Source organism: Reyranella aquatilis, assembly GCF_020880995.1.
In the GTDB taxonomy this organism is placed as follows: Bacteria; Pseudomonadota; Alphaproteobacteria; order Reyranellales; family Reyranellaceae; genus Reyranella; species Reyranella aquatilis.
This window is the reverse complement of the sequence record NZ_JAJISD010000003.1, coordinates 31,073-42,743: the sequence shown is the minus strand read 5'-3', so window position 1 is coordinate 42,743 and position 11,671 is coordinate 31,073. Positions and strand designations below refer to the sequence as shown.

Genomic DNA, 11,671 nt, shown 5'->3' with positions numbered 1-11,671 from the left:
GTGCGAACGACAGGCGGCGCGCCCTCGCCGGAATCGACTTCGGCGGGGCGCCTCGTCTAGCGTGCGGCCCGACTATTGCTTTTGGTGGGGCCATGAAGATCACGCGACGTCTGCTGACCAACCTTCTCTGCGCGGCGCCTCTATCGGCTGCGGCTGCGGTTCAAAGCCGGGCCCAGACCGCGGGTGCAGGAGATTGGCCGTCCCGGCCCGTCCGGTTCATCGTGCCCTGGCCCGCGGGCGGACTGAACGACATCATCGCGCGCTCGTTCAACGACAAGGTTTCGGCGGCGTTGGGCAGGACGGTGATCACCGACTTCAAGGCGGGGGCGGCGGGCCGCATCGGCGTGACCGAGATCGCCAAGGCCAGGCCCGACGGCTACACGATCGGCATGGGCAATCTCGGCCCGCTCACCATCTTCCCGTCGCTGTACAAGCAGATGCCCTACAGCGTGAAGGACGACCTGATTCCCATCACCATGTTCGCGGCCTCGCCGCTGGTGCTGGTGGTCGGGGGAGACTCGTCCATCAGGACGGTGAAGGACCTGATCGACGCGGCGAAGGCCAGGCCCGGCGTTCTCAACTATGCCTCGGTCGGGCCGGGCAGCCCCGCGCACCTCACCTTCGAGATCCTGAAGAAGCGCACCGCCATCGACCTCCTGCACGTGCCCTTCAAGGGCACCAACGAATCGCTGCCGGCGATGTTCGCGGGCGACATCCACGCGATGTTCGACACGCTGCCGCTCGCCCTGCCGCACATCCAGGCGGGCAAGCTTCGCGCGCTCGCGGTGACGACCCTGCAGCGCGTGCCGCAGCTTCCCGACGTACCGACGTTGAAGGAGCTGGGACTCGTCGATGACGAGGTGGTGACTTGGTACGCCGTGATAGCGCCTGCCGGTACGCCGCAGCCGATCGTCGACCGGCTCTACAGGGAATACACCGCGGCCGCCGGCACGCCTGAGGTGAAGAAGATGCTGACGGACAATGGCCTGATCTACCTGCCCAACACGATGGCGCAGTTCCAGGCGCGCATCGTCGAGGAAACCGCACGCTGGGCGCAGCTCATCAAGGAGAACAATCTCCAGCTGGATCAGTAGTCGAGGGATGATCACATTCTTGTTTGCGTAACTTCCGGCATGACAAGGCTTTCGAAGCTCTCCCGCCGCACCCTTCTCGCCGGTGCCGGCGTCGCCCTGATGCCATTCGCGTCGGCACATGCCGCAGGCCTCGTGCCGACGCCGGCACAGACCGAGGGGCCGTTCTATCCGGCGGGCTTTCCGGCCGACATGGACAACGATCTCGTGCAGGTGCGCGGGCAGGCGGCGCGGGCCATGGGCCAGGTGCTGCACCTGCAGGGCCGCGTGATCGATCTCGCCGGCGGGGCGCGCAACGGCGCGATGGTCGAGATCTGGCAGTGCGACGCCCAGGGGATCTACGACCATCCGCGCCAGTCCGGCCGCGACAAGCGCGACGCGGCGTTCCAGGGCTATGGCCGCATGCTGGTCGATGCCGGGGGGCGCTACAGCTTCCGCACCCTGAAGCCGGTCGCCTATCCCGGCCGCACGCCGCACATCCATCTCAAGGTGGCGACCGCCGACGGGCGGATGCTGACCAGCCAGTTCTATGTCGCGGGCGACCCGCAGAACGAGCGCGACGGCATCTTCCGCAACGCCGCCCGCACTCCGGGCCAGCGCGAGCGCATCGAGATGAAGCTGGAACCGGCGCCGGGCCTGGAACCCGACGCGCTGGCGACCACGATGGATATCGTGATCGGCTGAGGCGGCGGCGGGCTACTGCTCGCCGGCGGCGGTCGGCACGGCGCTGCCGTCGTGCGGCAGGCCGATCGCGTGGTATCCCGAATCGACGAAGTGCACCGTGCCGGTGACGCCCGCGCTCAGGTCCGACAGGTAGTAGAGCGCCGCGCCGCCCACATCCGACAGCTCGACGTTGCGGCGCAGCGGCGCCGCCTCGCGCGAGACGCGATAGACGTAGCGGGCGCCGCCGATCACCGCACCGGCCAGGGTGCGCATCGGGCCGGGCGAGATCGCGTTCACGCGCACGCCCTGCGGGCCGAGATCGGCCGCGAGATAGCGCACGCTCGCCTCGAGCGCGGCCTTGGCCACGCCCATGACGTTGTAGGACGGCATCACGCGCGTCGAGCCCTCGTAGGTCAGCGTGATCAGGCTGCCGCCCTCGGTCATCAGCGGCAGTGCGCGGCGCGCGATCTCGGTGAAGGAGTAGCAGGAGATGGTGAGGCTGCGCTGGAAGTTGGCCTTGCTCGTGTCGACGTAGCGGCCCTTCAGCTCCTCCTTGTCGGAGAAGGCGATGGCGTGGACGACGAAGTCGAGCCGGCCCCATTCCTTCTTCAGCGTCTCGAACAGCCGGTCGAGGCTCGCCTCGTCCTCGACGTCGGCCTCGACGACCACTTTGGAGCCGAGCTTCTCGACCATCGGCAGCACGCGCTTGCCGAAGGCCGAACCCTGGTAGGTGAAGGCCATCTCGGCGCCGGCCGCATGCAGCGCCTGGGTGATGCCCCAGGCGATCGAGCGGTCGTTGGCGACGCCCATGATCAACCCGCGCTTGCCCGCCATCAGCCCGGAGACTTTGGGAAAGTCCGAGCCGTCGTTGCGATCGTCTGGCATCGATCCTCTCAGTGATCGTAGCGGGAGAAGAGCAGGCAGGCGTTGGTGCCGCCGAAGCCGAAGCTGTTCGACATCACGGTCTGCAGGCCGGCCTTGTCGATGCGCTGGCGCGCGATGGGATAGCCCTCGGCGCCGGGATCGAGGTTCTCGATGTTGGCGGAGGCGGCGATGAAGTCGTCCTTCATCATCAGCAGCGAATAGATCGCCTCGTGCGCACCGGTCGCGCCCTGGCTGTGCCCGGTCAGCGACTTGGTCGAACTGACGGTCGGCAGCTTGTCGGGCTGCTTCTCGCCGAAGACGGCGCGGATCGCGTCCAGTTCGGTGATGTCGCCGACCGGCGTCGCGGTGCCGTGGGTGTTGATGTAGTCGACCGGCGTGTTGCGCCGCGGCGCGCCCGGGAAGCCTTCCAGGGCGAGCTTCATGCAGCGCAGTGCGCCTTCGCCCGAGGGCGCGACCATGTCGGCGCCGTCCGATGTCGCGCCGTAGCCGATCACCTCGGCATAGATCTTGGCGCCGCGCGCCTTGGCGGTCTCCAGGTCCTCCAGCACCACGATGCCGCCGCCACCGGCGATGACGAAGCCGTCGCGATCCTTGTCGTAGGCGCGGCTCGCGCGCTGCGGCGTGTCGTTGTACTTCGACGACATCGCGCCCATGGCGTCGAACAGGACCGACAGCGTCCAGTCGAGCTCCTCGCCGCCGCCCGCGAACATGCGGTCGGCCTTGCCGAGCTGGATGGTCTCGACGGCGTTGCCGATGCAATGGGCCGAGGTCGAGCAGGCCGAGCTGATGGAATAGCTCGGGCCCTTGATCTTGTAGGCCGTCGCGAGGTTGGCCGAGACGGTGCTCGACATGGCGCGCGGCACCTGGAACGGGCCGACGCGCTTGGGCCCCTTTTCCTTGGCCGTGATCGCCGCCTGGACGATGGCGCCGGTCGTCGGGCCGCCCGAACCGGCGACCAGGCCGGTGCGCTCGTTGGAGATCTCGGCTTCGCCGAGGCCGGCGTCGGCGATCGCCTCCTTCATCGCGAGATAGGCATAGGCCCCGCCATTGCCCATGAAGCGCATGAGGCGGCGGTCGACCAGCTCCTCGACGTTGAGCTTGAGGGTGCCCGCGACCTGACTGCGGAAACCCAATTCCCTGTATTGCGGCACGAACTCGATGCCGGACTTGCCTTCCTTCAGCGACTGCGTGACCTCGGCGGCGTTGTTGCCGATCGGGGAGACGATGCCGAGGCCCGTGACGACGACCCGCTTCATCAGACCGCCGCCGCGGCCGGAGCGGCGCCGTCCTTGATCAGGCCGACCTTCATGTCGATCGCCTCGTAGACCGGGTTGCCATCGGCCGTCACGAACCCGTCGCCCACGCCCATGACGAGCCGGCGCAGGATCACCCGCTTCGGATGGACGTGATAGGTCAGCTTCTTGACCGTCGGCACGATCATGCCGGTGAGCTTGACCTCGCCGACCCCGATCGCGCGGCCGCGGCCCGGCGCCTTCATCCAGCCGAGGAAGAAGCCCAGCATCTGCCACAGCGCATCGAGGCCGAGGCAGCCTGGCATCACCGGATCGCCCTGGAAATGGCAGCCGAAGAACCAGAGGTCGGGTTTGACGTCCAGCTCGGCGATGATCTCGCCCTTGCCGTATTTGCCCCCGGTGGAGTCGATCTTCACGATACGGTCGAACATCAGCATCGGCGGCAGCGGCAGCTGGGCGTTCCCGGGACCGAACAGGTTCCCCTTGGCGCATTCGATCAGGTCTTCAAAAGAATAGCTGTGCTTCTGCTCGCTCACATTCACCGTCCCGCAGGCCGCCCGGAAAGGGCTTCAGGGCCAGAATAAGGATGCCGGAGGCCCGGCGCAAACCAGCCCCTCCCGCGGGACAGGCCCTTTTCTTGTCTTTTTCGTCTGCTTACATAAGACTGCAATCATGTCAGGCAATAGCCCCGATTTTACCGCCTCCCTGCGCGCAGCCGGCCTGCGTCCGACCCGTCAGCGGGTGGCGCTCGCGCGGATTCTGTTCGAGAGCGGGCACCGCCACGTCACCGCCGAAGGGCTGCATGCCGAGGTGAAGGCGTCCCGCATGCCGGTATCGCTGGCCACGGTCTACAACACGCTGAACCAGTTCCGGGACGCGGGCCTGCTGCGCGAGGTCGTGGTCTCGCCGGGGCGGTCCTATTTCGACACCAATACCGGCGACCATCATCACTTCTTCGTCGAGACCGATGGCGAATTGCATGATTTCCCGTCCGATACCGTAACCGTGGCGGGCCTGCCGGCGCTGCCCAGCGGCACCAGCCTTTCCCGCGTCGATGTGATCGTCCGCGTGCGGCGCTGAGGCGTCGTTTCTTGAGAATCGTTTGCAACTTTTAGAACGTTTCTAAGAATCTTGACGACCCCCTGCAGGGCCTCCTAAATCCCCGGGCGAGATTGGCGGATGGGCCGATCGTAAAGGGAGAAGGATCATGGCGAACCTCAAGGGCTCCAAGACCGAAGACAACCTCAAGGCGGCATTCGCCGGCGAAAGCCAGGCCAACCGCCGCTACCTGTATTTCGCTCAGAAGGCCGACGTCGAAGGCCACAACGACGTCGCCGTCGTGTTCCGCTCGACCGCCGAGGGCGAGACGGGCCATGCGCACGGCCATCTCGAGTTCCTCGAGGTGAGCGGCGATCCGGCCACCGGCCTGCCGATCGGTCCGACCGACGCCAATCTCAAGGCCGCGATCGCCGGCGAGACGCACGAGTACACCGACATGTACCCGGGCATGGCGCGCACCGCGCGCGAGGAAGGCTTTGCCGAGATCGCCGACTGGTTCGAGACGCTGGCCAAGGCCGAGAAGAGCCACGCGGGCCGCTTCCAGAAGGCTCTCGACTCGATGGGCTGAGCCCCCCGGGCTTCGCGAAGGGGACCCCTCGCGGGTCCCCTTTTTCTTATCACCCACCGCTAACGCCACCCGCCGGCAGCAGAGCAGAACGAACATGCGCGAAGGCAGCCTCGAAGCTCCGATCCGTCACGCCCTCGATTGGCAGAACCCCTGGTTCTGGGACGAGGCTGCGCTCGAAAAGGAAATGGAGCGCGTCTTCGACATCTGTCACGGCTGTCGCCGCTGCTTCAACCTGTGCGATTCGTTCCCGCGCCTGTTCGACCTGATCGACAACGGGCCGACCGGCGAACTCGATGGCGTGAAGAAGGAAGATTACGCCGCCGTCGAGGAAGCCTGCACGCTCTGCGACATGTGCTTCATGACCAAGTGTCCCTATGTGCCGCCGCACGAATGGGCGCTGGATTTCCCGCACCTGATGCTGCGCCATCGCGCGGTGCAGGCGCGCAAGAAGGGCGTTGGCTTCATCGACAGGCAGCTGGCCGATACCGACCGCAGCGGCCGGCTGGGCAACTTCCTCGCCGCCGCCGTCAACTGGGCCACCGACGAGAAGAACACCACGGCGCGCCAGAGCATGGAGCGTCTCGCCGGCATCCATCATGGCGCCCGCCTGCCGCGCTATGCCTCGGAGACCTTCGAGCTTCGCGCCCGCCGCGAAGGCGCGCAGTTGAACGAGGCCGCGCCGGCCTTCGGCAAGCGCAAGGCGGTGCTCTATGCCACCTGCTTCGTGAACTTCAACAACACCGACATCGGCGCCGCGGCGCGGGCGGTGCTGGCGAAGAACGGCGTCGAGACCGAGGTCGTGCACCCGGCCTGCTGCGGCATGCCGAAGCTCGAGCTGGGCGACATCGAGTCCGTCGCCAACGCGGCGAAGCAGGTTTCCGCCGCCCTCCTGCCGTGGGTCGACAAGGGCTACGACATCATCGCGCTGACGCCGTCCTGCGCGCTGATGCTGAAGTTCGAATGGCCGCTGATCTGCCCGCACGATCCGGCGATCGAGCGCCTGTCCAACGCCACGTTCGACCTCTCCGAATACGTCGTCGACATCGCCAAGAAGCACGGGTTGGCGCCGGGCCTCGAGCCGCTGGAAGGCGGCATCAGCGTCCATCTCGCCTGCCATGCGCGGGCGCAGAACATGGGCGCGAAGGCCGCCGAGATGCTGCGCCTGGTGCCGCAGACCAAGGTCGCGGTGATCGAGCGCTGCAGCGGCCACGGCGGCATCTGGGGCGCCCGCACCGAGAACTTCGAGACGGCGGTCAAGGTCGGCAAGCCCGCCGCGCAGGCCGCGCTCAAGAACGACACCAGCTACGTTGCCTCGGAGTGCCCGCTGGCGGCCGATCACCTGATGCAGGTGATGGAGATGACCGCGGGCGACACGGCGCCGAAGCCCTCGCGCGCCAGCCATCCCATCGAACTCTTCGCCCAGGCCTACGGCCTCGCAGGGGACAAGCCATGACCGTGCGCAAGATCGAGCCGTCCGACATCATCGCGACCGCCGAGTACGCGAAGCTGCGGGCCGATCGCCGCCGCCAGATCGCCGAAGTGAAGAAGAACCGCCGGCTCGAGGTCGGTCCGTTCGCGACGTTCTACTTCGAATCGTTCGACACGATGCTGCACCAGGTGCACGAGATGCTGTTCATCGAGAAGGGCGGCGCCGAGCAGCTGCCCGACGAACTGGCAGCCTACAATCCGCTGATTCCCACCGGCAGCGAGCTGGTGGCGACCGTGATGTTCGAGATCGACGATCCGCTGCGCCGCGCGCGCGTGCTCGGCATGCTGGGCGGCGTCGAGCACAAGGCGTTCATCCGGGTCGGCGGCGAGACGATCCGCGGCGTGCCGGAGGACGACCAGGAGCGCTCGCGCGAGGACGGCAAGGCCTCCTCGGTGCAGTTCATCCGCTTTCCTTTCACCACGCCGCAGATCGAAGCGTTCCGCAGCGGCGCCGCCGATATCGTCGTGGGCTTCGATCACGCCAACTACGGCCACATGGCGGTGATGCCGCCGAACGTGCGGCAGGCGCTCTCCGGCGATTTCGCCTGAACGGCGTCCTCCCGCCTCAGTAGTTCATCGGCAGGACGAGCACGACCGGATCGCCGCGCATGCCATTGGGCACCGGCGGCAGCGGCATGGCGCGCCGGATCGCGGCCATCTCGGCCTCGTCGATCAGCGGCCAGCCGCTCGACCGGTCGAGCCGCAGGTCGATCAGCCCGCCGTCGCGATTGATGGTCACGCGCGTGACGACGCGGCCGTGCTGTCCGCCGGCGCGCGCGGCCGCCGGATAGCTGCGATACGGCTCGATGTGGCGATACACGCGCGACAGATAGTCGTTGCGGGCGCCGCCGTCCGAGGCGGCACCCTCCATCGAACCGCTCGACGGCGGGCCGAGACTGGAGGTTTGCGGCGGGTAGTCCTCCAGCCTCTTGCCCGGAACCTGGGCCACGCGCGGCGCGACCGGCGGGCGTGACGCGGGGCGGACCTGAGTCGGTCGCGGCATCTCCGCCTGGGGCTCCAGCGTCACCTGCGGTTTCCACGACGAGGCGTCGGTCTGCCATGCCGCTTCGGCTTCGGCCTCGCTCGGCGTGGCGGGCGCCGTCATCGCCGTCGCGGTCTCGGTTGGCGGGGGAAGCGGTGTCTCCGTCGCGGTCGGTGCCGGGACGGGCAGCGGCGTCGGCGGGGCGGGCATTTCGCTCGCCGCTGCCGGCACCGAGGGCGCCGGCACCGCCGGTGTGGGCTTGGGCGCGGATGGGGGCGCGACCTCGGGCGCTCGCTCGCGGGGCTGAGCGGGCTCCGGCTTGGCGGGCGCAACGGCGGTCTGCTGCGGGGGCGGGGCGGGAACTTCGGGTGGGGCGGGTTCGGCGGGTGCCGTTGCTGCGGCCGGGGGCGCCTCGGGCCTCACCGGCGATGGCGAACTCGCGGGCGATGCGGCCACCGGCGTCTCGGCGTTGCCGACCGACAACGGCGCCGGCTCCATCGAGATCATGATGGGCGTCTCGAAATGATCGAGGCGATGCAAGGGAGAGGCCCACCACAGTCCCGCGGCGACGAGCGCATGCAGGCCGACCGCCAGGGCAAGGGCTGCCGGCGACATGCGCCCGGATTGCGACCGGATGAAACTGTCGTGCGTCACGGCTTCCGCGTTTTACGACCCGGCGCCGGCCGCGGCCAGCCGCATCGGCGCAGGCCCGGGCGCCGTCAGCGCTGCTGGTTGAAGTTGAAGCTGACGGGCAGCTGGAACGTATGGCGATCGCCGGTGATGTCCGCCGGCAACGGCGGATAGGGACTGGCTCGGCGGATCGTGTCCATGACGCCGTGGTCGAGCGAGGTCAGCCCGCTCGACCGCTCGATGGCCACGTCCAGCAGCCGTCCGTCGCGCGAGATCGTCACCCGCGCCAACACCGTGCCGCTGGTACGAACCGGGCCCGTCTCCTTGGGAACGTAGGGGAACTGGGAAATCCGGCGCATCACCTGCCAGAGATACTGCTCCTGCGCCCGCTTCTGGCCGTAGGTGTCGGCTGGGTTCTGGAACGTGGGCGAAGACTGCCGGGCGGCCGACTGGGTCTCGCCGTGGGCCGGCGGGGCGTTGAGCGGTGAGGGCCGCGGCGCCGGCTGGCTGTGGGCGGGCGGCTGCGGCGCCGGGCGCGGCGCGGGCGGCGGGGGTGGCGGCGGCCGGACCGCCTGCTGCGGCGGAGGCGGAGCGGGACGGGGCACCGGCAGCGGCTTGGGCACGTCGCGCTCGGTCACGGGCGGTGGCGGCGCCTCGAGCGGCGGCAGCGCCTGTTCCAGCGACGGAGGCGGCGGAGGGGGTGGCACGGGCTCGGGCCGGGCCATCGCCTGCTGCTGCGGCGGGGGTGGCGGCGGCTCGGGCTCGGCACGCTTGGCCTCGGCCTTCGGTTCGGGCTTCGGCTCTTCCTTGGCCTCCGGGCGCGGTTCTTCCTTCCGGACCTCCTCCTTGGAGCCTTCCTGGGCCGTCTTGTCGGGCGTCGGGATGTCGGTCGCCTGCTTGGCGGGCGTTTCGGCGCCGGCGACGTCGCGGGGATTTTTACTGGGTTCGGCGGCGGGCGGCGGCAGGCCGAGCCGCATCGGTGGCGCGGGGGGGCTGGGCGTGGGCGTCGGGGCGGCTGGCGGGGGCGGCGGCGGGGCGCTGGCGGCCGGCGGAGGCGCGGGCGGCGCGACCGGTGGCGCCTCGGGCTTGGCCTCCGGGATCGGTGGCAGGGGTGCCGGCGCCTCCATCGACACCTCGATCACGTCCTCGCGCGGTTCGACGGGACGCAGCGGCGAGATCCAGTACAGCGCCAGGCCCACGCCGACATGCAGCAGCACCGTCAGCGCGAGGGCGGCCGGCGGCATATGCTCGAAGCGCGAATAGGTGAGACTGACGTCGTGGGCCACGGTGACCCTGTTCTACGAGGCGACCCGGTCGGCCGCTAGTTGATCGGCTCGGACTTATAGACGCCCCACATGCCGCTGCGCTCGATCCAGCCGCTGACGCCGCCGGCAACCTTCACCCGGCACCAGTCGCCGGCGCAGGAGCGGATCTCGCCCAGCACTTCCGGCTCCAGCTTGGCGACGACCTCGGCGGACGAGGCCGGCGTCTTGTAGAGGCTGGCGGTCTTCGCCGAGATGATGAAGGACCGCTTGCCGGTGAGCAGGCTCTGATGGACCCAGCCGCTGGCGCCCTGCCAGTCGCGGATCTTGCGCCAGTTTTCGTACTCGGCGACGATTTCCACGGGCATCGCCTTGCGCTTGAAGACCCAGTCGACGGGATAGCGCGAACCGGGGCCGGTGCGGACGTTGACCTCGTCGGACCGAAGGGACGCGAAGCGGGGGATGGGCAGGCCCGAACCCTTGCGCTGGGCATTGGTCGGTTTGTCGGCGGCCAGCGCGGCCCCACCGCCCGTCTGGGGCAGTGAAAACGCCGCCAAAGCGACGCTGAAGCCACAAACCAGGACCGACGATCGAATTCCCATTGGCCGCTATATACCTTAAATCTTCATATTCAGCGACAAGTCTTTGAAATGGCGCGACTTTCCGGCACGCGGTCCACTGGGCCCGTTTGCTGGACAAAACGCGCGCGGACTTGGTAATCGGGCGGGGTCCCTGTCTCGAGCCAGCGCCGGTCCCATCCTCACATGCCGTCCACTCCGAAGAAAAAACCGCTGGTGATCGTCACCCGAAAGCTTCCCGACGCGATCGAGACGCGCCTGATGGAGCTGTTCGACACCCGCCTCAACGCCGACGACAAGCCGATGACCGGCCCTCAGCTCGTCGAGGCGGTGAAGACCGCCGACGTGCTGGTGCCGACCGTAACCGACCGCATCGACAGCCGGCTGCTGTCGCAGGCCGGGCCGAAGCTGAAGCTGATCGCCTCCTTCGGCACCGGCGTCGACCATATCGACCTCGACACGGCGCGGCAGCGCGGCATCACCGTCACCAACACGCCGGGCGTGCTGACCGAGGACACCGCCGACATGTCGATGGCGCTGGTGCTGGCGACGGCGCGGCGCATGGGCGAGGGCGAGCGGCTGGTGCGCGGCGGCAAGTGGTCGGGCTGGAGTCCGACCTCGATGCTGGGCGCGCGGCTGCAGGGCAAGCGCATGGGCATCGTCGGCATGGGCCGCATCGGCCAGGCGCTGGCCCGCCGGGCGCGCGGCTTCGGCCTCGCCATCCACTATCACAACCGCAAGCGCGTCCACGGCGACATCGAGCGCGAGCTTGAGGCGACCTACTGGGAGAGCCTCGACCAGATGCTGGCGCGCATGGACATCGTGTCGGTCAACTGCCCGCACACGCCCGCGACCTTCCATCTCCTGTCGGCGCGCCGCCTCAAGCTGATGAAGCCGACGGCGATCCTGGTGAACACCGCGCGCGGCGAGGTGATCGACGAGAACGCGATGGTGCGCATGCTGAAGGCGGGCGAGATGGCCGGTGCCGGCCTCGACGTCTACGAGAACGAGCCGCAGGTGAATCCGAAGCTGCTGGAGCTCGATCGCGTCGTGCTGCTGCCGCACATGGGCTCGGCCACGCTCGAGGGCCGCATCGAGATGGGCGAGAAGGTCCTGATCAACATCAAGACCTTCGCCGACGGCCACAAGCCGCCGGACAGAGTCTTGGCCACTATGTTCTAGCGCTTCATGGCAGTGCCGCAGGCGGCATTG

Annotated in this window: 13 protein-coding genes; 7 read left to right on the top strand and 6 right to left on the bottom strand. The window is 68.5% G+C overall.

From position 1 onward, the window contains the following. The first annotated feature begins 92 nt into the window (after positions 1–92). Together LJ725_RS08400 and LJ725_RS08395 are read left to right on the top strand one after the other, a co-directional pair. Positions 93–1,094, top strand: coding sequence for a Bug family tripartite tricarboxylate transporter substrate binding protein (locus LJ725_RS08400; RefSeq protein ID WP_230550202.1), 1,002 nt, complete (start codon positions 93–95; stop codon positions 1,092–1,094). 39 nt (positions 1,095–1,133) lie between these two features. Continuing rightward, entirely contained in the window at positions 1,134–1,775 is a 642-nt protein-coding gene (locus LJ725_RS08395) for a protocatechuate 3,4-dioxygenase (RefSeq protein WP_230550201.1), read from the top strand. A gap of 12 nt (positions 1,776–1,787) precedes the next feature. Here LJ725_RS08395 and LJ725_RS08390 read toward each other — a convergent pair whose 3' ends face one another. From LJ725_RS08390 to fabA, 3 genes are read right to left on the bottom strand one after another with little or no spacing between them, the layout of a single operon-like run. Beyond that, positions 1,788–2,639: an enoyl-ACP reductase FabI gene (locus tag LJ725_RS08390; protein ID WP_230550200.1), complete on the bottom strand. Its 852-nt coding sequence runs from the start codon at positions 2,637–2,639 to the stop codon at positions 1,788–1,790. Between the two features lie 8 nt (positions 2,640–2,647). Further along, complete coding sequence (gene fabB / locus LJ725_RS08385) at positions 2,648–3,895, bottom strand: beta-ketoacyl-ACP synthase I (RefSeq protein ID WP_230550199.1); 1,248 nt, start codon at positions 3,893–3,895, stop codon at positions 2,648–2,650. Continuing rightward, the gene (fabA, locus tag LJ725_RS08380; RefSeq protein ID WP_230550198.1) at positions 3,895–4,428 is read right to left on the bottom strand and encodes a 3-hydroxyacyl-[acyl-carrier-protein] dehydratase FabA; all 534 of its coding nucleotides are present in this window, start codon (positions 4,426–4,428) and stop codon (positions 3,895–3,897) included. Before fabA ends, fabB begins: the two co-directional genes overlap by 1 nt. A 136-nt stretch (positions 4,429–4,564) precedes the next feature. On the opposite strand from fabA, the gene irrA reads away from it, so the two are divergent. From irrA to LJ725_RS08360, 4 genes are all read left to right on the top strand, one after another. Then, positions 4,565–4,972, top strand: a complete 408-nt coding sequence (gene irrA, locus LJ725_RS08375) for an iron response transcriptional regulator IrrA (protein WP_230550197.1) — start codon at positions 4,565–4,567, stop codon at positions 4,970–4,972. A 127-nt stretch (positions 4,973–5,099) separates the two neighbouring features. Then, entirely contained in the window at positions 5,100–5,519 is a 420-nt protein-coding gene (locus tag LJ725_RS08370; protein ID WP_230550196.1) for a rubrerythrin family protein, read from the top strand. Between the two features lie 94 nt (positions 5,520–5,613). Next, a complete protein-coding gene (locus LJ725_RS08365; RefSeq protein ID WP_230550195.1) occupies positions 5,614–6,972 on the top strand; it encodes a heterodisulfide reductase-related iron-sulfur binding cluster in 1,359 nt (452 codons plus the stop codon). Further along, entirely contained in the window at positions 6,969–7,556 is a 588-nt protein-coding gene (locus LJ725_RS08360; RefSeq protein ID WP_230550194.1) for a DUF3501 family protein, read from the top strand. The genes LJ725_RS08365 and LJ725_RS08360 overlap by 4 nt, the downstream gene beginning before the upstream one ends. A gap of 16 nt (positions 7,557–7,572) precedes the next feature. Here the strand turns inward: LJ725_RS08360 and LJ725_RS29120 are convergent, their stop codons facing one another. The 3 genes from LJ725_RS29120 to LJ725_RS08345 form a co-directional block, all read right to left on the bottom strand. Next, a complete protein-coding gene (locus LJ725_RS29120) occupies positions 7,573–8,643 on the bottom strand; it encodes an energy transducer TonB (protein WP_329958348.1) in 1,071 nt (356 codons plus the stop codon). A gap of 65 nt (positions 8,644–8,708) precedes the next feature. Then, positions 8,709–9,905: a cell envelope integrity protein TolA gene (locus LJ725_RS29115; RefSeq protein ID WP_329958347.1), complete on the bottom strand. Its 1,197-nt coding sequence runs from the start codon at positions 9,903–9,905 to the stop codon at positions 8,709–8,711. 35 nt (positions 9,906–9,940) lie between these two features. After that, positions 9,941–10,483, bottom strand: a complete 543-nt coding sequence (locus tag LJ725_RS08345; RefSeq protein WP_230550193.1) for an SH3 domain-containing protein — start codon at positions 10,481–10,483, stop codon at positions 9,941–9,943. A 162-nt stretch (positions 10,484–10,645) separates the two neighbouring features. Here LJ725_RS08345 and LJ725_RS08340 point away from each other — a divergent pair, with 162 nt between their 5' ends. After that, on the top strand, positions 10,646–11,641 hold the full coding sequence (locus LJ725_RS08340) for a 2-hydroxyacid dehydrogenase (protein ID WP_230550192.1): 996 nt from the start codon (positions 10,646–10,648) through the stop codon (positions 11,639–11,641). Positions 11,642–11,671 lie beyond the last annotated feature (30 nt).